Source organism: Amycolatopsis vastitatis (assembly GCF_002234595.1).
Classification (GTDB): Bacteria; Actinomycetota; Actinomycetes; order Mycobacteriales; family Pseudonocardiaceae; genus Amycolatopsis; species Amycolatopsis vastitatis.
On the sequence record NZ_NMUL01000012.1, the window covers coordinates 18941 to 41391 of the forward strand.

Consider the following 22451-nt stretch of genomic DNA (forward strand, 5'->3'; position numbering starts at 1 on the left):
TCTCCGAGTGGTCATGCGGCCGGGTACTGGACCCGGCGAGATGTTTACGTCAACATGGACGGCCGCAGAGTAACTTGTTGACGTAAACATGTCCAGGACACCAAGGAGTGACCGTGCCGCGCCAGACAGCGACGTCGTCCGCATCCGGCCGCGCCTCCCGGCGGCGCGGGCCGTCGATGGCGGACGTGGCCCGCGAGGCGGGGGTGTCGGGTCAGACGGTCTCGCGCGTAGCAAACGGAAAGACGAACGTCGACGACGCCACCCGCGAACGGGTCCTGGCGGCGATGCGCCGGGTCGGCTACCGGCCCAACAGCGCCGCCCGCGCCCTGCGCAACGGCAAGTTCCGCAGCATCGGCGTGATCATCTCGGCGCTGCCGACGTTCGGGAACAGCCGCACGCTCGACGCCATCGCGGCGGCCGTCGTCGCGGAAGGGTTTTCGATCATCCTGATGCCGGTGACGCGGCCGACCCAGGGCGAGGTCACCGGGGCGTTCAGCACGCTGAACGAACAGGCCGTCGACGGCGTCATCATCCTCATCGAGCAACACCAGCTTGACCAAAGCGAGATCGAACTGCCACAAGGGCTCCCGGTGGTCGTGATCGACTCCAGCGCCCGGTACGCGTACCCGGTCGTCGACAACGACCAGGCCGACGGCGCGGCCAGGGCGACCCGGCACCTGCTTTCGCTGGGGCACTCGACGGTTTGGCACATCGCGGGCCCGCCGCAGTCGTATTCGGCCGAGCGGCGCCGGAAGTCGTGGCAGGCCACTTTGGAGGCCGCGGGCCGCACGGTGCCGCCGGTGCTGGCCGGGGACTGGTCACCGGAGTCCGGCTACCAGGCGGGCCTCCGGCTGGCGGCCGACCCATCGGTGACAGCGGTGTTCGCGGCGAACGACCAGATGGCGCTGGGCCTGCTGCGCGCGTTGCACGAGACAGGCCGTCGCGTCCCGGAGGAGGTGAGCGTGGTCGGGTTCGACGACATGGAGGAGTCGGCCCACTTCTGGCCCCCGCTCACGACGATCCGCCAGTCGTTCGAAGCGGTGGGCCACCACGCGGTCGAAGCCCTGCTGGCGGAAATCGAAACAGGCGCCGAAGCGGGCGAGCCGGTGATCCTCCCGACCGAGCTGGTGATCCGTTCGAGCACGGCCCCACCCCCGGCCTGACCGCGCAGCACCCGTGATTCAAGGGTCATCACACGTGATTGAGGAGCCAACTCGCGTGATTGGGGAGTCAACTCGCGTGATGTCGCTCCATGCCGCGTGTCGACCCTCCAATCACGCGTGTCGGCTCTCCAGTCACGTGTGATGACCCTTCGATCACGGGGTTCGTTTCACCGTGCGGAAGCGGGGGAAGTACTGGCCACCAAGCCAGGACGTCCGGTACCGCGAACGTCGCAGTGGCAGGGACCATTCGGCCCCGCGCCACGGAAACGAGGCCGTCATGCTCGCCATTCTCGCCGCTGTGCTCTTCGGGCTCGCCCTGCTGATGGAGCTGGCCGGGTTCGGGCTCGGCCCGGTGATCACCACCGGGACGCTCACCACCGCCGGGTTCCTGTGCATCGCCCTGCACCTGGCCGGGATCGCCACCGACCGCTCGCGGTTCACCCGGCGGCGCCGTCGTCGCTGACGGCTCAGCTCGCCGCGGGCTCCAGCGCGCGTCGCAGCACCTGCGTGAACACTTCGGACGACTGGGCGCCCGCGACGCCGAACCGCCGGTCGATCACGAAGAACGGCACGCCGGTCGCCCCGAGCTCGCGGGCCTGCTCGCCGTCGGCCGCGACTTCGGCTTCGTACGCGTCCGACTCCAGCACGGACCGGGCTTCGCCGGCGTCGAGACCGGCCTCGGCGGCCAGCTCCACCAGCGAGTCGCGGTCGAACAGCGACCGCCGTTCGGTGAAGTAGGCGCGGTAGAACCGCTCGACGACGGCGTCGGCGAGCCCGCGGTCGGCGGCGAGGTGGACCAGGCGGTGGCCGTCGACGGTGTTGCCCACATGGGCGCGGCCGAGGTGGTACTCGAGACCGTCGGCGGCGGCGCGCTCCTCCATCTGCGCCTGCATCGCGTCGGCCTCTTCCAGCGTCCGGCCGTACTTCTCGGCCAGCATTTCCCGCGTCGGCTGCGACGTCCCGCGCGGGAACGACGGGTCGAGCTGGAACGAGTGGTGCACCACCTCGACGTCGACGCCGAGTTCGGCCACCGCCCGTTCGAAGCGGCGTTTGCCGAGATAGCACCAAGGACAGACCAGATCGGACCAGATGTCGATACGCACGAAACCCACGCTAACCGAAAGGGTGGCGCGCACTTCAAGGTAACCGGCGGCGACCTGCGGGATCACAGCGTGACGACGACTTTTCCCTTGGCGTGCCCGGCTTCCTGGTACGCGATCGCCGCGCGCAGGTCGTCGAACGGGTAGCTCCGGTCGACGACCGGCGTGAGCGCTCCGCGCTCGGCCAGGGCGGTCAGCTCGCCGAGCACCGCCTTCTTGTCCCGGCAGCCCACCGCGTCCGCGAGCACGGCCCGCCGCCGCGCGAACGGCCCGGCGGCCAGCGCGGCGAACGCGTGCCCGGCGGGCTGCAGCCAGCGTCCGGCCGGGCCGCCGACCACGACGAACGTGCCCGTCCGGGCCACCACCCGGCGGCAGGCCGGGAGCGACCGGCTGCCCGCGATGTCCAGGACGAAGTCGTAACGCCGACCACTGCGTGTGAAGTCCGCCGACCGGTAGTCGACGACGTGCTCCGCGCCGAGTGAACGGGCAAGGTCACCGTTCGCCGCGCTGCAGACGGCGTCGACCCGGGCTCCGAGCGCCTTCGCCAGCTGGACGGCGAAGGTACCGACGCCGCCGGAAGCGCCGTTGACGAGGACCCGCTGCCCGGCTTCGACCCCGCGCAGGGCGAGCAGCGCGGTGACGGCCGCCATCGGCATCGCCGCCGCCTGCTCATGGGTGAGGTTCACCGGCATGGGCGCCAGGAGGTCCTCCCGGACGCAGACGTATTCCGCGTAGGCGCCGTTCGGCAGCAACGCGTAGACGTCGTCACCGGGCCGGAAGCGTGTCCCGGCCGTCTCGACCCGGCCGGCCAGGTCACAGCCGAGAATCCCGGCCTTCGGGCGTAGACCGAACCCGCCGGGCATCAGCCGCGCGACGTACGGCTCGCCTCTCATGAAGTGCCAGTCGTACGGGTTGACGGAGGTGGCCCGCACCCGGACCAGCACCTCGCCGTCGGCGGGCGCCGGGTCGGGCACGTCCTCGAAGCTCAGGCTCTCCGCCGGGCCGTACACACGCTGGACCAGGGCTTTCATGGCGCCTCCACGATTCTTACAGCGTAAGTCTTACACCGTAAGGTAGCTGCGGGACGCCGGCCGGTCAAGCACGTCTTACGTTGTACGATCCGGAGGTGACCACGGAAGCGCGGATTCCGCTGAGCCGCGAGCGCGTGCTGCGGGCGGCGGTCGAACTCGCCGACGAGCACGGCCTGCGCGCCCTCACGATGCGCCGCCTCGCCGAGGAGCTCGGCGCCGAAGCGATGTCGCTCTACTACCACGTGGCCAAGAAGGAAGACGTGCTCGACGGCATCGTCGACGTCGTGGCCCAGGAGATCAACGAAGCCGTCGCCCGCCTGGACTCCGGCGCGGACTGGAAGCAGGCCGTGCGGCGGCGGATCCTCACCGCGCGCGAGGTGTTCCTCCGGCACCGCTGGGCGCCGGAGCTGTTCGAGACGAGGTCGTCGACCAGCCTCGCGGTCCTGCGCCACTACGACACGCTCGTCGGGCTGATGCGGGACGGCGGGTTCTCCTACGACCTGATCCACCACGCGCTGCACGCGCTGGGCAGCCGCGCGCTCGGCTTCACCCAGGAACTGTTCGACCCGAGCGCGAACCAGCAGGCCGAGGTGCCGCCGGAGCTGGCCGCCGAGCTGCCGAACCTAGTGGGCATGCTCGGCGAGATCGCCCACGACGACCCGGACTCGACCCTCGGCTGGTGCGACGACCAGGCGGAGTTCGAGTTCGGCCTCGACGTGATCCTCGACGGCCTGGACCGGCTGCGGGGGCGGTAGTCCACCCGCTGGGACACCCCTGCTCGCCCGGGCAGAATCGGCACCGTGTCACGACCACTGCGGAAGCTCGGCTTCCTGACGATCGGCCTGTTCGACGCGGACGACCCGCGCCGGGGCCACGAGTCGACGCTGGAGATCATCGAACTCGGCGAGCGGCTCGGCTTCGACAGCGCCTGGGTGCGGCACCGGCACCTGCAGTACGGCATCTCGTCGCCGGTCGCGGTGCTGGCCGCCGCGTCGCAGCGGACCAGCCGGATCGAGCTCGGCACGGCGGTGATCCCGCTCGGCTGGGAGAACCCGCTGCGGCTGGCCGAAGACCTCGCCACGGTCGACCTGCTTTCGGGCGGACGGCTCAACCCGGGGATCAGCGTCGGCCCGCCGATGCGCTGGGACGAGGTCAAGCACGCCCTCTACCCGGACACCGCCGACGCCGAAGACTTCGGCTACGAACGCGTCCGGCGGCTGCTGGACTTCGTGCGCGGTGAACCGGCGACGGAGTTCAACGGCACCGAAGGCTTCGAGGTGTTCTCCGACCGGGTGCAGCCGCAGGCGCCCGGGCTCGGCGACCGCCTCTGGTACGGCGGGGCGAGCCTGCGCTCGGCGGAGTGGGCGGGCGAGCACCGGATGAACTTCCTGACCAGCAGCGTGGTCAAGGCCGAAGGGGACAGCACGGACTTCGCCGCGATCCAGCTCTCGCACATCCGGACGTTCCGCGAGCACCACCCCGCCGGACGCATCTCGCAGGGCCTGGTCGTGATTCCCACCGACAGCGCCACGCCGGAACAGCGGGCGAAATACGAGACCTACGCCGAAAAACGGCTTCCCCGCACCACCGAACCCCAGGGCCCGGCCCGGCTGCTGTTCTCCCCCGACTTCGTCGGCACGTCCGCGGAAATCGCCGATCGGCTGCACGGGCACGCGGCGTTCCGCGAGATCGACGAGGTGGCTTTCGCCCTGCCGTTCACCTTCGAACACGAAGACTACGTGCAGATCCTCACCGACATCGCGGAACACCTCGGCCCACTGCTGGGGCGCTGACTACTTGTTGGTGCCCGGCGTCAGCACCTTGTCGATCACGAAGACCGTGGCGTTCTTCGTGGGGATGTTGCCGCACAGGATCTTCGCGCCGTTGACCGTCATGTTCTCGCCCGAACCCTCGATCTTCACCGGCCCGCCGGCGGTGTTCAGCGTGTCGAGCGAGCCCGCGGCGGCGAGACCCTTGGCGTCGTAGCGCTTGCCGACGACGTGGTACTGCAGGATCGGCGCCAGCTCGGCGGGCTTGCCCGCGAGCTCGGCGAACTTGGCGTCGCCCAGCGCGGCGAACGCCGGGTCGGCCGGCGCGAAGACCGTGATGGCCTCCTGGCTGTTCAGCGTGTCGACCAGGTTGGTGGCCTTGACCGCCGCCACCAGCTTGGTCAGCAGCGGGTTCGTCGACGCGGCCGAGGCGACCGGCTGCGGGCCCATCGAGTCCAGCGAACCGGGCGCGGACCCCTGCGGCAGCTGCGAACAGGCCGGGCCGAAGACGTCGGCGTTGGTGGTCACGCCGTTGCCGGCACCGGAGGCCATGCTGGAGGTCGGCGCGGGTGGCGTCATCGAGCTGCCGGAACTACCCGGCGAAGCGGTGTCGCTGCCGCTGCACGCGGTCAGCGAAAGCGCGGCGACGGCGGCGACGCCGATTCCGGCGACACGGAGCTTGGTCACGAAAATCACTCCCATAAGCGGCTGATAATTGCTTCTTACCCTGGATTCGGAACCCCCGCGAAAGCGGATTGCCGCCATTCGGGTGATCCGGGTCACCGGGCCGTGAAGGCGATGCTGTGCCACCCGGTCGCGCCGTCGGGGACGGTTCCGGCGCGCATTTCGGTCTGCGTGTACCCGCTTTTGTCGGTCGCCCGGCAGACGACCTGGTGCCCGCCGGGCGCGACGTCGAACTCGAGCCACCACATGCGCCAGGTGTTCGGGTTGACCTCGTGCGACAGCATGGCTTCCCGCCACGGGCCGGTGTCCATGCGCAGCTCGATCTTGGCGATCCCGGTGTGCTGCGCCCAGGCGATGCCGGCGACGCGGACCTTCCCGGAAGAAACGGTTTCAAACCCCTTCGGCGTATCGATGCGCGATTGTGTCTTGATCGGCGCCTCCTGACCCCAGCCGCGTTTCAGCCAGTACGCCTGCCGCGCTCCCCAGGTCGTGACTTCGAGGTCGGTCACCCATTTCGTAGCCGACACGTAGCCGTACAACCCGGGAATGACGAGCCGGGCCGGGAAACCGTGCTCGATCGGCAGCGGCTCGCCGTTCATGCCGATGGCCAGCATGGCCCCGCGCGTCCGGTCCAGCGCCGCGGCGACCGGGCTGCCGGACGTCCAGCCGTCCACACTGGACGAATAGAGCTGCTCGGCGCCGGGCCGCACCCCGGCTTCGCCGAGCAGATCGGCCAGGTCGACGCCGACGAAGTTCGCGGTGGACACGTAGGTGCCGCCGACCTCGTTGGAGACGCAGGTCATCGTGATGGTCCGTTCCACCAGGGGCCGGTTGCGGATGTCCCCGTAGCTGTACCGCATTTCGCGGTCGACCAGGCCGTGCAGCCGCAGGCTCCAGTCCTCGGTCCGCACCTGCGGCACGGTCAACGCGGTGTCCACGCGGTAGAAGTCGGCGTTGCGCGTCAGGAACGGCGGCGTGCCGAGCTTCGCGAAGTCGGCGTCGGCCGGGATCATCGGCGCCGTCCGGGCCGGGACCAGCCGCCCGACGGCTTCGCGCGACGACGCCGCGTCCCGGCGGCCGGCGAGCAACTGCCCGCCGAGGCCCGCGACCCCGGCCCCGGCGACGACGCCGATGCCTGCCAGCAGCACCGTCCTTCGCGAACGGTCCGGGGCGACCTCGAGCCGGTGCAGGAAGGCGAACGTCACCACCCCGGCGAGCAGGCTCGCCAGCGGCGCGAGCAGCGCGACCGCGCCGAGGTCGGGACGCGCGTAAACCGCGAGGAGGCCGACGAGCCCCAACCCGGTGATCACCACCAGCCCCGGCACCGGCGTGCGCCGGGACAGCAGGCCCGCACCCGCCGCCACCGACACCATGACCACGGCCATCCCCGAGAGCAGGACGAGCTTGTCGTAGGTGCCGAACGTGCGGACCGCGAAGTCCTTCAGCCACACCGGGGTCAGGTCGATGGCGCCGTTGCCGACCGCGAGGTACGGCGAGGCGTTGACGCCGGCGAACCCGGCGACGAGGTGCCCCGCCGCCAGTGCCGCCGCGAGCGCCAGGACGCCCAGCAGGGCGGCCGGCAGGCGACGTAGCCGGGGTTCGGCCGCCACCGGCGGCTCCACGCTTGAGGTGCTCATCGCACTCCTGTTCAGGGTCGGGGGTCAGACGAGGTCGATCCGGGTCACGGCCGGAGACGTCGGGCCCGGAGAACCACCCGCGGGTTCGACGGTGATCCCGATCCGGTCGACGTCCGGCGGGAGTTCGGCCACGAGCATCCGCTGCGACGCCTCGGGCGCCATCAGCCCGGCCGACCGCGCGCCGCCGGTGCCGATGAGCCACACCTGGTAGACGTGGCCGGCGTCGAGCGCGGGCAGGTCCGAAGCGAGCAGGACGGCCTGGTGCCGGCCGCGCGAGACGACGAGGGTGGCGTGCCCCTGGCCGACGCCCTGCATCGCGGCGGCATCCGGCGCGGCCAGCACCGAGTCGACGGGAGCGGGTGCGGTGGCGACGCCGAGGACGACGGCGACCACGGCGGCCGCGGCGGCGCCCAGGAGCGCGGCGCGCAGGTGCCACGTCTTGGCCCGGCTCAACCGCCGGACCACCGGCACCCTGGGCGGCAGCTGGCGGGTACGCGCCACGTCGGCGAGCACCAGCAGCTTCAGCCCCGGCGGCGGGTCCGCCGCGACAGCCGCCGCGAGCCACGCGCCCGTCGCCCGCAGCTCCGCGACCTCCCGGCGGCACGCGGCGCACTCCCCGAGGTGCCGCTCGAACTCCGCACGGTCCACATCGGACACCGCGTCGAGTGCGTAGGCCCCGGTCAGCGTGTGCAGCTCGGCGGTCATCGGTCCACCCCCAGGCAGTCGCGCAGGCGGATCAGGCCGTCGCGGATGCGGGTCTTCACCGTGCCCGGCGCGACCTTCAGCACCTCCGCGACCTCGGGGTAGGTGTAGCCGTTGTAGTAGGCCAGCACGATCGACTCGCGCTGGAGATCGGTCAGCTGGGCCAGGCACTGCCGGACCCGCAGCCGGTCCAGACCGGCCAAAGCAGACTCGGTGACCTCGTCGAACGGCCGCCGCACGTCCATCCGGGCCGCTCGTTCGTCGCGCTCGAGGCCGGCCTGGTGGGCGCGCACGCGGTCCACCGCCCGGCGGTGGGCGACCGTCAGCACCCACGACAGCGCGCTGCCGCGCTCCGGGGCGTACCTCGCCGCCTTGCGCCACACCTCCACCAGCACCTCCTGGGCCACTTCCTCGGCCTGGGCGCGGTCGCGCAGCACGCGCGTCGCCAGGCCGAGCACCGGACCGGCGACGAGGTCGTACAGCCCCGCGAACGCCGCTTCGTCGCCGGCCGCCACCCGCCGCAGCAGCTCCTCGGCGCTCGGTACGGGCGCTGCCGCCTCGTCCGATCTCAGCCGCAGCCGCCCACGCTCACCCATGCCCGGCACCCTCCACGTCACCCCTGACTTGTCGGGGGGTTCGCGGCCGGGCACCCGCCCGGACTGGTGCCCGGTGACCCTTCCCACCCGGACGGCGCAACTCCGGCGCCGGGACCCATCCGGCGGCGGCGCGGCTCCGAACGCCAGTTACCACCGCTCACCGTGAGTGAGGGAGTTGCCCTTTTGGCCACGCCGACGGTGACGTCGGCCACTTCTCCATCACCCCAGAGTGTGAAAGTTTTTCGGATCGCTGGGCGTTGAACTCACCATGGGTTATCCCTGGAACAAGATCAACCCGACCGACGAGTAGCAAAGGGGCCACCATGGCCGACCCGCACACCGTGACCAGCGCCAGCCTCGACTTCGCCCTGCGCACCTTCGGCGCCGGGCCGCGACCGGTGCCGGCCGAGCTGGAGTACGACACCCGCGACCCGTACGCGGTCGCCGTGGTGCTGCACGCCGGCCCGAGCGCGGTCCGGTGGCTCTTCGGCCGTGACCTGCTCGCCGACGGCCTGCTCACCCGCTGCGGCGACGGCGACGTGCGGATCGGGCCCGCCGCCGACCCCGCGCTGGTCGTCGTGGAGCTGAGCTCGCCCGAGGGAGCTGCCGTGCTCGAGGCGCCCGCGAAGGAGATCGCCGCCTTCCTCGACCGCACCTACGACGTCGTCCCGGCCGGGAGCGAGACCGGCTGGTTCGACTTCGACGAGGAACTGCAGAAGCTTTCCTACCAGGACTGAGTACCGTCGCCGGGTGAGCTTCTTCCTGGACAAGGTCCTCGCCGCCCTCGACGAGGGCGGTGACCGCCCCCTGTTCGTCCAGGACGGCGTCACCACCTACCACCAGGCCCGCGACCGGCTGCGCCGACTGCACGGCGGCCTCGGCGAGGCCGAAACGGTCGCCGTCGACCTGCGCAACCGGCCCGAGACGGTGCTCGTCCAGCTCGCGGCCCTCCTGCGCGGCGCGACCGCGCTCATGGTCCCGGCCTCGGCACCGACGCGGGATCGGCTCGCCGCCGCGAGCGGCGCCACCGTCGTCACCGACCGCCCGCACGACTGGCCCGCGGGCGACGTCCGCACCCTCGCCGACCTCGACGGGGAGCCCGAGCCGCTGAACCCGCCGGACACGGTCCGCCTGCTCTTCCCCACCGGCGGCACCACCGGCACCCCGAAGCTCATCCGCCACAGCGGCATCTACGACGGCATGGCGTCCATCTTCACGCCGTCGCCGGCCGGGCCGGGCCGCACGCTGCTCGTCGCCCCGATGACGCACATGACCGGCAACGCCACCGTGCTCGGCGCCCTGCTGCGGCTCGACACCGTCGTGGTCCACGACGGCTTCGACGCGGGAGCCGTCCTTGAAGCGATCCAGGAGCACCGGATCGACACCCTCTCGCTGACTCCGCCACGGCTGGCCGCGCTCCTCGACCACCCGGCGCTGAACACCACCGACCTCGGCAGCGTCCGCTCGCTCTCCCTCGGCGCCGCGCCGCTGCCGCCGCACCGGCTCGCCCAGGCCCTCGACGTCTTCGGCCCGGTCGTCGGCCAGGGCTACGGCCTCACCGAAGCGCCGATGATCGCGAGCATCTCCGCCGCCGAGCTGATCGACCGGCCGGAGCGGCTGGGCTCGGTCGGCCGGATCGTGCCGGGCATGGAAGCCCGCATCACCGACGGCGAGGTCGAAGTGCGCGGACTGTCCATGATGGACGGTTATCTCGGCGGCCCGGACGTCGGCGCGGGCTGGCTGCGCACCGGCGACCTCGGCCGCTTCGACGACGAGGGCTACCTCTACCTGCTCGACCGCGCGGACGACGTCGTCGTGGTCGGCGAGCACGGCACGAAGGTCCCCACCACCGTCGTCGAGCACGCCCTCGCGACTCATCCGGCCGTGCGGAGCGCGGCCGTCTTCGGCCGGGAAACCGAAGACGGCCGGCTGCTGCACGCCGTCGTGGTCGCGGCCGGCGCGGTGACCGAAGACGACCTCAAAGCCCGCGCCCGGGCCGCCTTCGGCCAGGAGCACTACGTCCCGGCGAGCGTGGACTTCGTCGACGCGCTGCCGCTCACCGACGTGGGCAAGGTCGACAAGCGCGCCCTCGCTCAGCTCGTGACGGCGCCGTAGGACGACGACCGGACCAGCTTCACGTACTTGCCGAGCACGCCCTCGGGGAACTTGTTCGGCAGCGGCTCCCAGCCTTCCCGGCGACGCGCCAGCTTGGCCGCGTCGACCAGCAGGTCGATGCTGCGGGCCTTGATGTCGACGGCGACCCGGTCGCCGGTGCGGACGAACGCGATCGGCCCGCCGTCCGCCGCTTCCGGCGCGACGTGGCCGATGCACAGGCCGGTGGTGCCGCCGGAGAACCGGCCGTCGGTCAGCAGCAGGACGTCCCGGCCCAGCCCGGCGCCCTTGATCGCGGCGGTGATCGCGAGCATCTCCCGCATGCCCGGGCCGCCCTTCGGGCCTTCGTAGCGGATGACGACGACGTCGCCGGGCTCGATCCGGCCCTCGTTCAACGCCGCCATCGCCTCCTGCTCGCGTTCGAACACGCGGGCCGGGCCCTCGAAGCCGGCGGTGTCGAAGCCCGCGGACTTCACGACCGCGCCTTCGGGCGCGAGCGAGCCGCGCAGGATCGTGATGCCGCCGGTCGGGTGCAGCGGGTTGTCCAGCGGGCGCAGCACTTCGCCGTCGACCGGGCCGGGGTCCAGCTCGGCGAGGTTCTCCGCCACCGTGCGCCCGGTGACCGTCAGCGCGCCGCCGTGGATCAGCCCCTCGTCCAGGAGGGCCTTCATCAGCACCGGGATGCCGCCGTGGCGGTCGATGTCCTGCATGACGTACTTGCCGAACGGCTTGAGGTCGCCCAGGTGCGGGACGCGGTCGCCGACGCGGTTGAAGTCGTCGAGGGTCAGCTCGACCTTCGCCTCGTGCGCGATGGCCAGCAGGTGCAGCACGGCATTGGTCGAACCACCGAGGGCCATGACGACGGTGATGGCGTTCTCGAACGCCTCCCTGGTGAGGATGTCGCGCGCGGTGATGCCGCGTTCGAGCAGCCCGACGACGGCTTCACCCGAAAGGTGCGCGTAGTGGTCGCGACGGCGGTCCGCGGACGGCGGCGCGGCCGACCCCGGCATGCTCATCCCCATCGCCTCGGCCGCCGAAGCCATCGTGTTCGCGGTGTACATCCCGCCGCAGGCGCCTTCGCCGGGGCAGATCGCGCGTTCGATCCGGTCCAGGTCGGCGGTGCCCAGCCGGCCGGCCCGGCACGCGCCGACCGCCTCGAAGGCGTCGATGATGCTGACGTCCTTCTCGGTGCCGTCGGTGAGCTTCACCCAGCCGGGGGCGATCGTGCCCGCGTAGAGGAACACCGACGCCAGGTCGAGGCGCGCGGCCGCCATCAGCATGCCCGGCAGCGACTTGTCGCAGCCGGCCAGGAGTATCGAGCCGTCGAGCCGCTCGGCCTGCATCACGGTCTCGACCGAGTCGGCGATCACCTCGCGGGAAACCAGCGAGAAGTGCATGCCGTCGTGGCCCATGGAGATGCCGTCGGACACCGAGATGGTGCCGAACTGCAGCGGGTAGCCACCCGCCGCGTGCACGCCTTCCTTCGACGCCTGGGCCAGCCGGTCGAGGGACAGGTTGCACGGCGTGATCTCGTTCCACGAACTGGCGACGCCGATGATCGGTTTCTTCCAGTCGCCGTCGCCCATCCCGACCGCGCGCAGCATGCCTCTGGCGGGCGCGGCCTCGATCCCGTCGGTCACCGTGCGGCTGCGGGGCTTCGGGTCGATCGTCATCGCGGGCCTCCGATACGACGTTCGGGCGCTGGTCATGTTACCAACGGACGCGCGGTCCGCTGGCCGGAACGATTTCCTGTCCGCGCGCGCGTGGAGCGGCGAAAACTCGGGTCATGATCGCCACAGTGGTGTGGGGCACGGGCAACGTCGGCCGTGCGGCAATCCGGGCCGTCGACGCCCACCCGGCGCTGAAGCTCACCGCGGTGCTCGTCCACGACCCGGCCAAGGTCGGCAAGGACGCGGGCGAGCTGGCCGGAGTCGATGCGCTGGGCGTCGCCGCGACGGACGACATCGACGCCGTCCTGGCCGCGAGCCCGCGCGCGATCGTGTACGCCGCTTCGGGTGACGTCCGGTTCGACGACGCGCTCGCGGACATCGTGCGCGCGATCCGGGCGGGCGCGGTCGTCGTCACGCCGGCGCTCTACCCCCTCTACGACCAGCGGAACGCGCCACCGGAACTGCGTGAGCCGGTGCTGGCCGCGATCGAGGACGGCGGCGGCTCGCTGTTCGTCTCCGGCGTCGACCCCGGCTGGGGCAACGACGTGCTCCCGGTGCTGATCAGCGGGCTCGGCACGGACGTCGACACGATCCGCTGCCAGGAGATCTTCGACTACTCGACCTACGAGCAGCCCGACTCCGTCCGGTACCTGGTCGGCATGGGCCAGCCGATGGACTACGACCCGCCGATGCTCATGACCGGCGTGCCGACGATGGTGTGGGGCGGCCAGGTCCGGCTGATCGCGCGGGCCCTCGGCGCGGAGCTCGACGAGATCCGCGAAACCCTCGACCGGCGGCCGCTGGACGAAACCGTCACCACGCGGACCATGGGCGAGTTCGAGAAGGGCACGCAGGGCGCGGTGCGGTTCGAGGTGCAGGGCATCGTCGGCGGTGAGCCCCGGATCGTCATCGAGCACGTCACGCGCATCCACCCGTCGTGCGCGCCCGACTGGCCGGTTCCGCCCAGCGGCGACGGCGCCCACCGCGTGATCGTCGAAGGACGGCCGCGCATCGAGGTCACCGTCGAGGCGACCGACGAAGGCGAGAACCGGTCGGCGGGCGGCAACGCCACCGCCGTCGGACGGCTGGTCGGCGCGATCGACTGGCTGGCCGCGGCCGGACCCGGCCTCTACGACGCACTCGACGTCCCGCTGCGCCCGGCGGCGGGCAAGCTCGGAAGGAGGCGCTCGTGAACATCGACATCCCCGCGGGCAAGGACCCGATCGGGTACGTCTGGGGCGAGATGGTGCCCGGCATCGGGATCGCCGCGTCGAAGTTCTCGCTGGCGGTGTACGAGCACACGACGCTGGGGCTGCGGGAGTTCGAAGCCGCACGGCTGCGGATCGCGCAGATCAACGGCTGCGTCTTCTGCCTCGACTGGCGCACCGAGCGCGACGGTCGGAAGGTCGAGGAGGAGTTCGCGGACGCCGTCCTCGACTGGCGCACCACCGACCGCTTCGACGACCGCACGCGGCTCGCGGCGGAGTACGCCGAGCGGTACGCGACCGACCACCACAGCCTCGACGACGAGTTCTGGAAGCGGATGTCCGCGCACTACACGCAGCAGGAGATCGTCGAGCTGAGCATGAGCCTCGGCGCGTGGCTCGCCTTCGGCAGGCTGAACCACGTCCTGGGCCTCGACACCGTCTGCGTCCTGCCGTCCCACCGGTCGTGAGTGAGTAACAGTGTTCTAACACTGCTACTCACTCACGACGGGCTCTAGAAGTCCGTGGCGATGATCTTCTCGATGTTGCGCTCGGCCAGGGCCGTGATGGTGACGAACGGGTTGACGCTCGTGTTGCCCGGGATCAGCGAGCCGTCGATCGCGTACAGGCCAGGGTGGCCGGCGAGCCTGCCGTAGTTGTCGGTCGCCTTGCCCAGCACCGCGCCGCCGAGCGGGTGGTAGGTGAGATGGTCGCCCCAGGTCTTGTAGGTGCCGAAGAGGTCGGTCCGGTAGATCGTGCCCTCGGTCGCGTTGATCTTGTCGAAGATGGTCTTCGCCATGTCGATGCCCGGCTGTTTCCACGCCGTCTGCCAGTTCAGCTCCACCGCACGCGTCGTGGGGTTCCAGGTGAACTGCGCGCGGTTCGGGTTCTTCGTGATCGAGAGGTAGAACGACGCCCACGTTTCGATTCCGGTCGGCAGCGGCGCGACCTCCGCGAACGCGCCGCCCGCGGCCCAGTTGTCGATGCCGCCGCACGGGATGGTCGACTGGGAGGCCCCGGTCGGGTCCCAGATCTGGTTGGCGCGCCCGACCATCACGTTCCCGTTGTCGCCCCAGCCCTTCCCGACTTCGCCGTTGAGGTTCGGCAGCGCGCCGGTCGCCTTCAGCTTCACCAGCAGCTTGCTCGTGCCGACGCTGCCCGCGGCGAAGAACACCTTGTCCGCCGTGACGGTCTTGATCGCGGACACCGCGCCCGCGGTGGTGAGCTGCTCGATGGTCACGGTGTAGCCGCCGCCGGACGCCGGCACCACCTGCGTCACGCGGTGCAGCGGTGAGATGGTGACCCGGCCGGTCGCGGCGATCTGCGGCAGGTAGGTCTTCTGCAGCGACTTCTTGCCGTAGTTGTTGCCGAACAGGATTTCCCCGGCCAGCGCCGACTTCGTGGCGGTGCCCGCCGCCTCCTGCTCCATGTAGTTCCAGTCGTACACGTCCGGCACGAACACGAACGGGAACCCGGACCGCTGGGCCTGTTTCCGGCCGACGCGGGCGAACTGGTACCAGTCGGTGGTCTCGAACCAGGCGGGGCGGATGCTGGCGACGCCGAGTCCCGCGTTGGCGCGCGGGTAGTAGACGTTGTACATCTCGTCGGCGTTGACGGTCGGGAGGATCGCGCCGAAGTTCTCCCGTTTGGGCGTGACGGCCATGCCGCCGTTGACGAGCGAGCCGCCGCCGACGCCGCGGCCCTGGTACACGGTGATCCCGCTGAACTCCTCGGCGTCGAGGACGCCCGTGTAGCGCGGGATGTCCTTGTCGATCGGGAACCCGAGGAAGTTGGAGAACGGCTGTTTCGTCCTGGTGCGCAACCAGAACGACCGCTGGTCCGGATTGGGCGTCGCGCAGAAGATCTTGCCGTCCGCGCCCGGGGTGTCCCAGGCCATCCCCATTTCGATCATCTGCACGTCGACGCCGGCCTGCGCGAGGCGCAGCGCGGCGACCGAGCCGCCGTAGCCGGAGCCGATCACCAGCGCGGGCACGCGGGCGCCGTCGGCCACGCTTTCCGATGAAGTCGCAGCGGGCCGGCTCGGGGCTGCAGTGACTGCGGCAGTGGCCCGGCCGGCCAGCGCGGCACCGGCCAATATAGAACCAGTTCCAGCGATGAAGAGGCGACGGGAAACAGCGCCAGAAGTTGTTCTCCACACGGGTTCGTCACTCATGTGTTGTTCCTCACCGTTGAGGTATTTAGAACAAGTTATAGCTCGAACCCTACTGACAAGTCGACATATACCCACGAGTAACCTGGCGGCCCGGTGCGGCTGTGCCGCTGAATGGGCCATGATGGACGGCTGTGGAGTCCACCCGAGTGGACCGCTGGCTCTGGGCGGTCCGGCTGACGAAGACCCGCCCGGACGCCGCGGCGGCGTGCCGCGGCGGGCACGTGCGCGTCAACGACAAGCCCGCGAAGCCGGCGACGACGGTCGTGCCGGGCGACGAGGTGCGCCTGCGCGTCGCCGGGACGACGAGGATCTTCGACGTGGTCCGCGTGATCCAGAAGCGCGTGGGCGCACCGGACGCGGTGACGTGCTACGTGGACCGGACGCCGAAGCCGCCCCCGGAGACGGCGATCCCGGTCGCCCGCCGCGACCGCGGCGCGGGCCGGCCGACCAAAAGGGAGCGTCGCGTCCTGGACGCGTTCCGGCAGCAGCAGTGAGCCGAACCGGACTTTCCTCGCATCCGGCCGCCCGGGCAGGCCGGACCCCCTCGCGGTTTTCGAGGTCATCTCGGTCTTCGATCTAGGAATCGCCCATCCGGCCGGGACTTTTCCGGAAATAGCCGGGAATCCGCGTGACACGGGTCGGTTTCCGAGGAAAACGGGTAGTCCCCCCTGCCGGTCGACGACGACGCGGCAGCTCGGGGAGGAAAGCCATGACGACCAGCACCGCCCAGGACCGCTTGCTGGCCGCGGCCCGGCCGCTGGTGGTGCGGTACTGCCGCGCCCGCCTCGGCCAGCGGCAGGACACCTGGTGCTCGGCTGACGACGTCGCGCAGGACGTCTGCCTCGCGGTGCTCAAGGCGCTGCCCGGGTGGCCGCCGGAGCGGCCGTTCCCGGCCTTCGTCTGCGGCATCGCCCGGCTCAAGGTCGCGGCCGCCCGCAAGGCCGCGGCCCGGCAGCAGGACGAGCCGGTCGCCGAGCTGCCGGACGAGGTCGACTCCTCGATGGACCCCGAGCACCACGCCCTGCGGCGCGAGCTGGGCGAACGCATGGCGAAACTGCTCCGGGCGCTGCCGGAGAAGCAGCGGGAGATCGTGGTGCTGCGCGTGGTGGTCGGCCTGTCCGCGGAAGAGACCGCGGCGGCGGTCGGCTCGACACCGGGCGCGGTCCGCGTCGCCCAGCACCGGGCGCTCACCCAGCTGCGCAAGGCGGTCACCGCCGAGCGCGGGGCCCGGCCGTAGGCCCGGGAACTGGCTACCCTCGAGAGATGAGCGACAGCGAGAACTCCGCCGCACTCAAGAACACCGAAGGACGCGATGTCGGGTCCGGGATCTCGGTCATCCGCGAAAGCACCGACGTCGTCGGCTCGGGGCCGCGCCTGCACCGGCACCCGTACACCGAGACGTTCGTCATCATCCGGGGGCGGGCCCGGTTCACCGTCGGCGACGAGCAGCGCGACGGCGGTGCCGGGGACGTGCTCGTCGTCCCGGCCGGCACGCCGCACAAGTTCGCCGTGCTCGGCCCCGGCGTCTACGAGGCCGTGCACATCCACGAAAGCGACCACTTCATCACCGAGTGGCTGGAGTGAGGCTCAGAACCCGCGGTCGCCGATCATGCCGCGCAGCTTGCCCAGGGCGCGGTACTGCGTGATGCGGACGTTGCCGGCGGAGATGCCCAGCGCCTCCGCCGTCTCCGTCGCCGACAGGCCGACCACGATCCGCAGCGCGAGGATCTCCTGGTGCAGCCGCGGCAGCGACGCCACCAGCCGGCCCAGCCGGGCGCCGAGGTCCAGTTCGAGGACGTGGTTCTCCGGCTCGTTCCCGCCCAGCGGCCGGTCGGGCAGCTCCGAAACCGGCTTCGACCGGTCCCTGGCCACCGAGCGGAACGCGTCGGCGACCTTGTTCGCCGCGATCGCGCGCACGAGGTACAGGAACGAGCCACCGCGGTCCTGGTAGTTCGGCAGCACCTTCAGCACGGCCAGGCACACCTCCTGGGCGACGTCGTCGGCCGAGAGGTAGGAGAGGTCGCGGCCGCCGATCCGGGCCCGGCAGTAGCGCACGACCGCCGGCTTGATGAGCCGCAGCAGCGCCTGGACCGCGTCCGGGTCGCCGTCGCGCGCGGCCGCCACCACCGGGTCGAGCCGCTCCTTCGCCAGTGCACCCTCGGGCCGCGGCGAGTCCTTCAGCACGGTGTAGCCCTCGACCGGCACCGCCGCCTCCGGCACCGCCTCCGAGATCATGGTTTCCACGGGTCCCTCCTCGCGTCCGCCACCGGGATTCCCGCCCCTCTGTCCACAATGGAGCACATGGGTGCCTCGACGGTTACCGGCCCGACACACGGGTAATCGAGACGCTGACCAGCAACGTTGCAATGCGGCGGTGGTTGTCCAGCTATTGTCCGTTAACCGTTCACCGGCCGCCTGGACCTGACGGCGACCACCCGCGCATTACCGGACAGATCCTGGACAATTCACCACCAGCGAATCCCGTAGGCGAAGCCGGGCGCGAGGTGCCGGAACCGCACGTGCACCTCGCCGGCTTCGTCGGCTTCCAGTTCGCCGCCCTGCGACGTCAGGTCGTTCGTTTCGCCGCGATCGGCTCCGGCCAGCCGCACGATCCGTTCCGGCACATTCTCACCGAACCGGACGTGCAGATCGAAAAGATCGCACGGGTGCCGCGGAACGCAGAGATAACGCGGTTCCCGCAGGTTCGCCCGGAATCGCAAGCCGATGTCGTGCCGCGCCCCGCGCCGCAACGGCTCCGGGAGCCGCAGCGCCAGCCCGAACCGGTCCTTCGATTCCCGCACCCGGCGGCCGAGCACACCGCCGTGGAACACGTCGACCTCGAGGTCGGACTCGCGCACCGATTCCTCCGATTCACCGGCCACGGGCAGCGTGAGCGCCAGGTCCAGCACGGCGATTTCGTCCGCGTCGGCGATCACCCGCCGGAATTCGAACGCCTCCGCCACCGGCTGGTCGAGAGCCAGCGTGACGCGCAGTTCTTCGGTGTGCCAGCTGCGGCTCGGATAGCGCGGACCCGCTTCCGCCGCACCCGCGACGGCCAGCGCGGCGATCTGCTCGATCCCCTCGTCGATCCGCCGCCGGACCGTCCGGTCGTCGCGGTCGAGCGTGATCGCCGCCCAGTGCACCCGCTCCTGGTAGAACGGCTTCCGCGCCCGCTCGTCCAGCGCGAACGCGGCGATCAGGGCGATCTTCAGATCCTCCGGCAACGATTCGACCAGCGGCCGCAATCGGTCGAAGAGCTTGCGCCGCATCTCCACCGTGCCGTCCTCTTCGGCAATGCCACAAGTGGTGCGCAATGCGGGACCGACCCGGTCCGCGAGCGGTGTCGTGAAAATTGCCCTCCCTTTGCGCAGGGCCTTGAGCTCGCCGACCACGTCCGCCGCACTGAGGTCCACCGTTGCACCCCTTCCCTCCCGCGGGCATCAATGTTCGTCAGCGCCATCGCCGATGTCCAATCGATCAAGGTGCGGCAAACGGATCGTTATCCCTCGGTTTCCTTTCCCGGCGGCGACGGAAACGGGAAAGCCCTCGATGTCCGGTTCCCGCGGGCCGCATTGTTGGCGCGCCGCCCCGATTCCGCGGCGGAAAATCTCCGGCACCGGGCGAAGATCGCGCCCGCCGCCCGGCCGGGTGATCGTGACCCGGCTGTGGCCCGCCGCCCGGTTGACGGCGAGCCGCCGCGGGTACTTGTTGATCATGAGCCCGAAGATGTGGCGCCTGCTGATCTCGGGGTCGCTGCGGCTGTTCCTGATCAGCGCCGTACCGGCCGCCGCGCACCTGTCCGTGCTCGCCGGCCTGGCGGCGACGGTCATCGCGTTCGTCGTGCCCGCGCCGCGGGGCAGGCGTGAACCCGGCAGGCCCTAGCCGGCCACGAGGCGCGCCAGCACGGACGGCACGTCCCGTTCGAGTTCCGCCGCGGCCTCCTCCACTCCGGCCAGGTGCCGGAGCAGCGCTTGCTGGAACAGGCCGTCGAGCAGCGCGTAAGCCATCGATGGCGGCACGTCCAGCGGCGCGGGCACCAGGTCCGCGTAGCGCGTCACGACCTGGCGGATCATCTCCTCGCGCCGCCGGTCGATCTCCAGCACGTCGGCGCGGAACGACTCCTCGAACAGGCTCTGGTTGCGCAGGTCGTACCAGAGCCGGTGCATCTTCGCGTCCGCGCGCAGCGTCGCGGCCATCGCCGTCGCGAAGTCCCGTTGCAACTCGAAAGCCGTCCGCGCGCGGGCGACGATTTCGTCGTACCGGGTGACGCAGACCTCCTCGAACTGCCGGACGCAGTGGGTCAGCAGGTCGACCTTGTCGGCGAAGTAGTAGTGCAGCACGCCGTGCGAGAACTCCGAGTTCTGGGCGATCTCCCGCAGGCTGGTGCGCGCGTAGCCGAGCTCGGCCAGCGTCTGCAGCGCGGACTCCGCGAGCTGGGCGCGCCGCTGCTCGAACTTGTCGACCTGGCGGCGCGAGATCCGCTCCCGGGTCCGCTCCTTCGCCTCTGTCACCTGCACCATCCGTCATTTCGTCGGTTGAGGGCGTCAGTCTATCGGACACTTGACCAACTTTTTCTTTACGAGTGTCCAAGAAACTCTTGACGACTGTCCAGTCTTCGGCCGATGCTGTGCCGCAGCCGTCTCAAGGAGGAGATGTCCATGGCTGGTTACGACCTGTCCGGGCGCGCCGCGCTCGTCACCGGAGGAGCACGCGGCCTCGGCGCCGGAATGGCCGAAGCGCTGGCGAAGGCGGGCGCCGCGGTGGTGATCGCCGACATCCGGGAGGACCTGGGCCGCGCGACCGCCGACGCGCTCAAGCAGACCGGCGCCACCGCCGCGTTCGTCCCGCTCGACGTCACCGACGACGCGGCCTGGGAGCAGGCCGTCACGGCCACGATCGCCGAGCTCGGCGGCCTGGACATCGTGGTCAACAACGCCGGCATCGAGCTCTCCGGCCTGGTCGCCGACCTCGACCCGGCCGACGTCCGGCGGATGCTCGACGTCAACGTCCTCGGCACCGCGCTCGGCCTCAAGCACGCCTTCCGCGCGATGCGCCCCGGCGGCCCGGCCGGGAACGGCGGCGCCGTCGTCAACATCGCGTCGGTCGCGGCGACCATCGCCTTCCCCGGCATCGCCGGCTACTCCGCGACGAAATCCGCCGTGGACCGGCTGACCCGCGTCGCCGCCATGGAGGCCGGGAAGCTCGGCTACAGCGTCCGCGTCAACTGCGTCTACCCCGGCCTGGTCCCCACCGAGATGGGCAACCAGCTCGCCGGCGACGTCGTCCGGCTGGGCCTGTTCCCGAGCGTCGAGGACGCCATCGGCGCCGTCGTCGGGCAGACCCCGGCCGGCCGCCTCGGCGAGGTCACCGACATGGCCGACGCCGTCGTCTTCCTCGCGTCCGACGCCGCCCGCTTCGTCACCGGCGCCGGCCTGCCGGTCGACGGCGGCATGGGCATGTGACCCCTCCTCCCGAAAGGCACGATCCATGACCAAGCCCGTCGTCGTCTACGGCGCCTCCGGCTACACCGGCCGCCTGATCTGCGAATACCTTCGCGAGTACCACGTCCCGTTCACCGCCGCCGGCCGCGACAAGGCCCGGCTCCAGGCCACCCTCGACCACATCCCCGGCCTCGACACGGTCGACCACGAGGTCGTCGAAGTCGGCCACGAAGCGGAGTCGCTGGCCGAGCTGTTCGACGGCGCGTCCGTCGTCTGCAACACCGTCGGGCCGTTCGCCGAATACGGCCACGAAGTCGTCGAGGCCTGCATCCGCAGCGGCACGCACTACCTGGACACGACCGGTGAGCAGGACTGGCTGATCACCTGCGACGAAACCTACGGCGCGCGGATGGCGGAAAAGGGCCTGCTGCTCTCGCCCGGCATCGCGCAGATGTACACCACCGGCGAGATCGCCGCGAACCTCTGCCTCGAGACGCCCGGCCTGGACACCCTCGACATCCTGGTGTTCTGGAAGGGCTACCCCACCGTCGCTTCGACGCAGACGATCCTGGTCAACGCCGCGCTGTCGAAGGCCTACCACCTCGAACAGGACACCTACGTCGAATGGCCTGCCGACGGCGGCCTGCACGACGTCGCCGTGCCCGGGCAGCACGAGATCGGGCTCGCGCTGCCGTGGGGCGGCACGTCGCACCCGGTGTGGTTCAAGCGCGACCCGCGGGTGGCGAACGTCAAGGCGCTCGGCGGCGTCTTCGACCGCGCGCTGATGCAGGGCGTGCCGCTGATCGTGAAGGCCGTGCTGGAGCAGGTGGACGGCCTGCCGGAGGCGGAGAAGCTCAAGGTGCTGCACGAGCAGGCCGCCGCCGTGCGCGACGAGATGCCGCCGCGGGAGAACCAGCGGATCAACACCTCGCTGGATTCGGTGCACGCCTCCGGCCCGGCCGGGCGCGCGCACTGCGTCATCCACGGCACCTGCAACTACAAGCAAACCGGCCTGTTGCAGGCGTACGCGGCGTATTCACTGCTGCAGCAACCGCCGCGGCGGGCCGGGTTCGCGTCGGCGTGCCAGGCGTTCGGGCACCGCGAACTGCTGGGCGTGCTGCGGAACTTCGGCCTGGTGCAGGCGCCGGCCCTGACCGTGCAGATCTGA

26 protein-coding genes are annotated in these 22451 nt (G+C 71.0%); 14 read left to right on the forward strand and 12 right to left on the reverse strand.

The window, feature by feature from the left end; genetic code table 11:
- The first annotated feature begins 107 nt into the window (after nucleotides 1-107).
- Complete coding sequence (locus CF165_RS14240; RefSeq protein WP_093947985.1) at nucleotides 108-1163, forward strand: LacI family DNA-binding transcriptional regulator; 1056 nt, start codon at nucleotides 108-110, stop codon at nucleotides 1161-1163.
- A gap of 277 nt (nucleotides 1164-1440) precedes the next feature.
- Nucleotides 1441-1626 (forward strand): hypothetical protein, encoded by a 186-nt coding sequence (locus tag CF165_RS14245; RefSeq protein ID WP_093947986.1) that lies wholly within the window; start codon nucleotides 1441-1443, stop codon nucleotides 1624-1626.
- Between the two features lie 4 nt (nucleotides 1627-1630).
- Here the strand turns inward: CF165_RS14245 and CF165_RS14250 are convergent, their stop codons facing one another.
- Nucleotides 1631-2254 carry a DsbA family oxidoreductase gene (locus tag CF165_RS14250; protein WP_093948457.1) on the reverse strand — a complete coding sequence of 208 codons (624 nt, stop codon included), beginning with the start codon at nucleotides 2252-2254 and terminating at the stop codon, nucleotides 1631-1633.
- A 74-nt stretch (nucleotides 2255-2328) separates the two neighbouring features.
- The gene (locus CF165_RS14255; protein WP_093947987.1) at nucleotides 2329-3294 is read right to left on the reverse strand and encodes an NAD(P)-dependent alcohol dehydrogenase; all 966 of its coding nucleotides are present in this window, start codon (nucleotides 3292-3294) and stop codon (nucleotides 2329-2331) included.
- A 95-nt stretch (nucleotides 3295-3389) separates the two neighbouring features.
- On the opposite strand from CF165_RS14255, the gene CF165_RS14260 reads away from it, so the two are divergent.
- Together CF165_RS14260 and CF165_RS14265 are read left to right on the forward strand one after the other, a co-directional pair.
- Entirely contained in the window at nucleotides 3390-4049 is a 660-nt protein-coding gene (locus CF165_RS14260; RefSeq protein WP_093948458.1) for a TetR/AcrR family transcriptional regulator C-terminal domain-containing protein, read from the forward strand.
- 45 nt (nucleotides 4050-4094) lie between these two features.
- Nucleotides 4095-5087, forward strand: a complete 993-nt coding sequence (locus CF165_RS14265; protein ID WP_093947988.1) for an LLM class flavin-dependent oxidoreductase — start codon at nucleotides 4095-4097, stop codon at nucleotides 5085-5087.
- Here the strand turns inward: CF165_RS14265 and CF165_RS14270 are convergent, their stop codons facing one another.
- The 4 genes from CF165_RS14270 to sigK form a co-directional block, all read right to left on the reverse strand.
- Complete coding sequence (locus tag CF165_RS14270; protein ID WP_093948459.1) at nucleotides 5088-5750, reverse strand: fasciclin domain-containing protein; 663 nt, start codon at nucleotides 5748-5750, stop codon at nucleotides 5088-5090.
- Between the two features lie 92 nt (nucleotides 5751-5842).
- On the reverse strand, nucleotides 5843-7384 hold the full coding sequence (locus tag CF165_RS14275; RefSeq protein ID WP_205660862.1) for a molybdopterin-dependent oxidoreductase: 1542 nt from the start codon (nucleotides 7382-7384) through the stop codon (nucleotides 5843-5845).
- Between the two features lie 24 nt (nucleotides 7385-7408).
- Nucleotides 7409-8089 (reverse strand): anti-sigma factor, encoded by a 681-nt coding sequence (locus CF165_RS14280; protein WP_093947989.1) that lies wholly within the window; start codon nucleotides 8087-8089, stop codon nucleotides 7409-7411.
- A complete protein-coding gene (sigK, locus tag CF165_RS14285) occupies nucleotides 8086-8682 on the reverse strand; it encodes an ECF RNA polymerase sigma factor SigK (protein ID WP_093947990.1) in 597 nt (198 codons plus the stop codon). The genes CF165_RS14280 and sigK overlap by 4 nt, the downstream gene beginning before the upstream one ends.
- A gap of 323 nt (nucleotides 8683-9005) precedes the next feature.
- Here sigK and CF165_RS14290 point away from each other — a divergent pair, with 323 nt between their 5' ends.
- Together CF165_RS14290 and CF165_RS14295 are read left to right on the forward strand one after the other, a co-directional pair.
- Complete coding sequence (locus CF165_RS14290) at nucleotides 9006-9419, forward strand: SsgA family sporulation/cell division regulator (protein WP_093947991.1); 414 nt, start codon at nucleotides 9006-9008, stop codon at nucleotides 9417-9419.
- Between the two features lie 13 nt (nucleotides 9420-9432).
- On the forward strand, nucleotides 9433-10797 hold the full coding sequence (locus tag CF165_RS14295; RefSeq protein ID WP_093947992.1) for a class I adenylate-forming enzyme family protein: 1365 nt from the start codon (nucleotides 9433-9435) through the stop codon (nucleotides 10795-10797).
- Here the strand turns inward: CF165_RS14295 and ilvD are convergent.
- Nucleotides 10776-12467, reverse strand: coding sequence for a dihydroxy-acid dehydratase (ilvD, locus tag CF165_RS14300; RefSeq protein ID WP_093947993.1), 1692 nt, complete (start codon nucleotides 12465-12467; stop codon nucleotides 10776-10778). The two genes, CF165_RS14295 and ilvD, sit on opposite strands and share 22 nt — an antisense overlap.
- A 113-nt stretch (nucleotides 12468-12580) precedes the next feature.
- On the opposite strand from ilvD, the gene CF165_RS14305 reads away from it, so the two are divergent.
- Together CF165_RS14305 and CF165_RS14310 are read left to right on the forward strand one after the other, a co-directional pair.
- Nucleotides 12581-13657, forward strand: a complete 1077-nt coding sequence (locus tag CF165_RS14305; RefSeq protein WP_093947994.1) for an NAD(P)H-dependent amine dehydrogenase family protein — start codon at nucleotides 12581-12583, stop codon at nucleotides 13655-13657.
- Nucleotides 13654-14139, forward strand: a complete 486-nt coding sequence (locus CF165_RS14310; protein ID WP_093947995.1) for a carboxymuconolactone decarboxylase family protein — start codon at nucleotides 13654-13656, stop codon at nucleotides 14137-14139. Before CF165_RS14305 ends, CF165_RS14310 begins: the two co-directional genes overlap by 4 nt.
- A gap of 44 nt (nucleotides 14140-14183) precedes the next feature.
- On the opposite strand, the gene CF165_RS14315 is transcribed toward CF165_RS14310, so the two are convergent.
- Complete coding sequence (locus CF165_RS14315; protein WP_500676259.1) at nucleotides 14184-15680, reverse strand: GMC oxidoreductase; 1497 nt, start codon at nucleotides 15678-15680, stop codon at nucleotides 14184-14186.
- Nucleotides 15681-15973: 293 nt separating this feature from the next.
- Between CF165_RS14315 and CF165_RS14320 the strand changes: the two genes are divergently transcribed.
- The 3 genes from CF165_RS14320 (at nucleotide 15974) to CF165_RS14330 (ending at nucleotide 17426) form a co-directional block, all read left to right on the forward strand.
- A complete protein-coding gene (locus CF165_RS14320) occupies nucleotides 15974-16336 on the forward strand; it encodes an RNA-binding S4 domain-containing protein (protein WP_240521595.1) in 363 nt (120 codons plus the stop codon).
- A 215-nt stretch (nucleotides 16337-16551) separates the two neighbouring features.
- Nucleotides 16552-17079: an RNA polymerase sigma factor ShbA gene (gene shbA, locus CF165_RS14325; protein ID WP_093947998.1), complete on the forward strand. Its 528-nt coding sequence runs from the start codon at nucleotides 16552-16554 to the stop codon at nucleotides 17077-17079.
- A 26-nt stretch (nucleotides 17080-17105) separates the two neighbouring features.
- Nucleotides 17106-17426: a cupin domain-containing protein gene (locus tag CF165_RS14330; RefSeq protein ID WP_093947999.1), complete on the forward strand. Its 321-nt coding sequence runs from the start codon at nucleotides 17106-17108 to the stop codon at nucleotides 17424-17426.
- Nucleotides 17427-17429: 3 nt separating this feature from the next.
- On the opposite strand, the gene shbA (CF165_RS14335) is transcribed toward CF165_RS14330, so the two are convergent.
- The 3 genes from shbA (CF165_RS14335) to CF165_RS50225 all read right to left on the reverse strand — a co-directional run bounded on the left by shbA (CF165_RS14335) (nucleotide 17430) and on the right by CF165_RS50225 (nucleotide 19558).
- The gene (shbA, locus tag CF165_RS14335) at nucleotides 17430-18077 is read right to left on the reverse strand and encodes an RNA polymerase sigma factor ShbA (RefSeq protein ID WP_439098507.1); all 648 of its coding nucleotides are present in this window, start codon (nucleotides 18075-18077) and stop codon (nucleotides 17430-17432) included.
- 230 nt (nucleotides 18078-18307) lie between these two features.
- Nucleotides 18308-19255, reverse strand: coding sequence for a hypothetical protein (locus tag CF165_RS14340; protein ID WP_240521596.1), 948 nt, complete (start codon nucleotides 19253-19255; stop codon nucleotides 18308-18310).
- 27 nt (nucleotides 19256-19282) lie between these two features.
- Nucleotides 19283-19558, reverse strand: coding sequence for a hypothetical protein (locus tag CF165_RS50225; RefSeq protein ID WP_143268589.1), 276 nt, complete (start codon nucleotides 19556-19558; stop codon nucleotides 19283-19285).
- Between CF165_RS50225 and CF165_RS51195 the strand changes: the two genes are divergently transcribed.
- Nucleotides 19557-19724, forward strand: coding sequence for a hypothetical protein (locus CF165_RS51195; RefSeq protein ID WP_158226789.1), 168 nt, complete (start codon nucleotides 19557-19559; stop codon nucleotides 19722-19724). The genes CF165_RS50225 and CF165_RS51195 overlap by 2 nt on opposite strands.
- Here the strand turns inward: CF165_RS51195 and CF165_RS14350 are convergent.
- The gene (locus CF165_RS14350) at nucleotides 19721-20362 is read right to left on the reverse strand and encodes a TetR/AcrR family transcriptional regulator (RefSeq protein WP_093948002.1); all 642 of its coding nucleotides are present in this window, start codon (nucleotides 20360-20362) and stop codon (nucleotides 19721-19723) included. The two genes, CF165_RS51195 and CF165_RS14350, sit on opposite strands and share 4 nt — an antisense overlap.
- Nucleotides 20363-20500: 138 nt before the next feature.
- Here CF165_RS14350 and CF165_RS14355 point away from each other — a divergent pair, with 138 nt between their 5' ends.
- Both CF165_RS14355 and CF165_RS14360 read left to right on the forward strand, forming a co-directional pair.
- Complete coding sequence (locus tag CF165_RS14355) at nucleotides 20501-21304, forward strand: SDR family NAD(P)-dependent oxidoreductase (RefSeq protein ID WP_093948462.1); 804 nt, start codon at nucleotides 20501-20503, stop codon at nucleotides 21302-21304.
- 25 nt (nucleotides 21305-21329) lie between these two features.
- Nucleotides 21330-22451 (forward strand): DUF5938 domain-containing protein, encoded by a 1122-nt coding sequence (locus CF165_RS14360; RefSeq protein ID WP_093948003.1) that lies wholly within the window; start codon nucleotides 21330-21332, stop codon nucleotides 22449-22451.

What these genes read in the sequence shown, in the direction of transcription:
- CF165_RS14245 (WP_093947986.1), top strand. Translation starts at nt 1,441, where the DNA reads ATGCTCGCCATTCTCGCCGCTGTGCTCTTCGGGCTCGCCCTGCTGATG.
- CF165_RS14255 (WP_093947987.1), bottom strand. Translation starts at nt 3,294, where the DNA reads ATGAAAGCCCTGGTCCAGCGTGTGTACGGCCCGGCGGAGAGCCTGAGC.
- CF165_RS14275 (WP_205660862.1), bottom strand. Translation starts at nt 7,384, where the DNA reads ATGAGCACCTCAAGCGTGGAGCCGCCGGTGGCGGCCGAACCCCGGCTA.
- CF165_RS14280 (WP_093947989.1), bottom strand. Translation starts at nt 8,089, where the DNA reads ATGACCGCCGAGCTGCACACGCTGACCGGGGCCTACGCACTCGACGCG.
- sigK (WP_093947990.1), bottom strand. Translation starts at nt 8,682, where the DNA reads ATGGGTGAGCGTGGGCGGCTGCGGCTGAGATCGGACGAGGCGGCAGCG.
- CF165_RS14290 (WP_093947991.1), top strand. Translation starts at nt 9,006, where the DNA reads ATGGCCGACCCGCACACCGTGACCAGCGCCAGCCTCGACTTCGCCCTG.
- ilvD (WP_093947993.1), bottom strand. Translation starts at nt 12,467, where the DNA reads ATGACGATCGACCCGAAGCCCCGCAGCCGCACGGTGACCGACGGGATC.
- CF165_RS14305 (WP_093947994.1), top strand. Translation starts at nt 12,581, where the DNA reads ATGATCGCCACAGTGGTGTGGGGCACGGGCAACGTCGGCCGTGCGGCA.
- shbA (WP_093947998.1), top strand. Translation starts at nt 16,552, where the DNA reads ATGACGACCAGCACCGCCCAGGACCGCTTGCTGGCCGCGGCCCGGCCG.
- CF165_RS14330 (WP_093947999.1), top strand. Translation starts at nt 17,106, where the DNA reads ATGAGCGACAGCGAGAACTCCGCCGCACTCAAGAACACCGAAGGACGC.
- shbA (WP_439098507.1), bottom strand. Translation starts at nt 18,077, where the DNA reads ATGATCTCGGAGGCGGTGCCGGAGGCGGCGGTGCCGGTCGAGGGCTAC.
- CF165_RS51195 (WP_158226789.1), top strand. Translation starts at nt 19,557, where the DNA reads ATGAGCCCGAAGATGTGGCGCCTGCTGATCTCGGGGTCGCTGCGGCTG.
- CF165_RS50225 (WP_143268589.1), bottom strand. Translation starts at nt 19,558, where the DNA reads ATGATCAACAAGTACCCGCGGCGGCTCGCCGTCAACCGGGCGGCGGGC.
- CF165_RS14350 (WP_093948002.1), bottom strand. Translation starts at nt 20,362, where the DNA reads ATGGTGCAGGTGACAGAGGCGAAGGAGCGGACCCGGGAGCGGATCTCG.
- CF165_RS14355 (WP_093948462.1), top strand. Translation starts at nt 20,501, where the DNA reads ATGGCTGGTTACGACCTGTCCGGGCGCGCCGCGCTCGTCACCGGAGGA.
- CF165_RS14360 (WP_093948003.1), top strand. Translation starts at nt 21,330, where the DNA reads ATGACCAAGCCCGTCGTCGTCTACGGCGCCTCCGGCTACACCGGCCGC.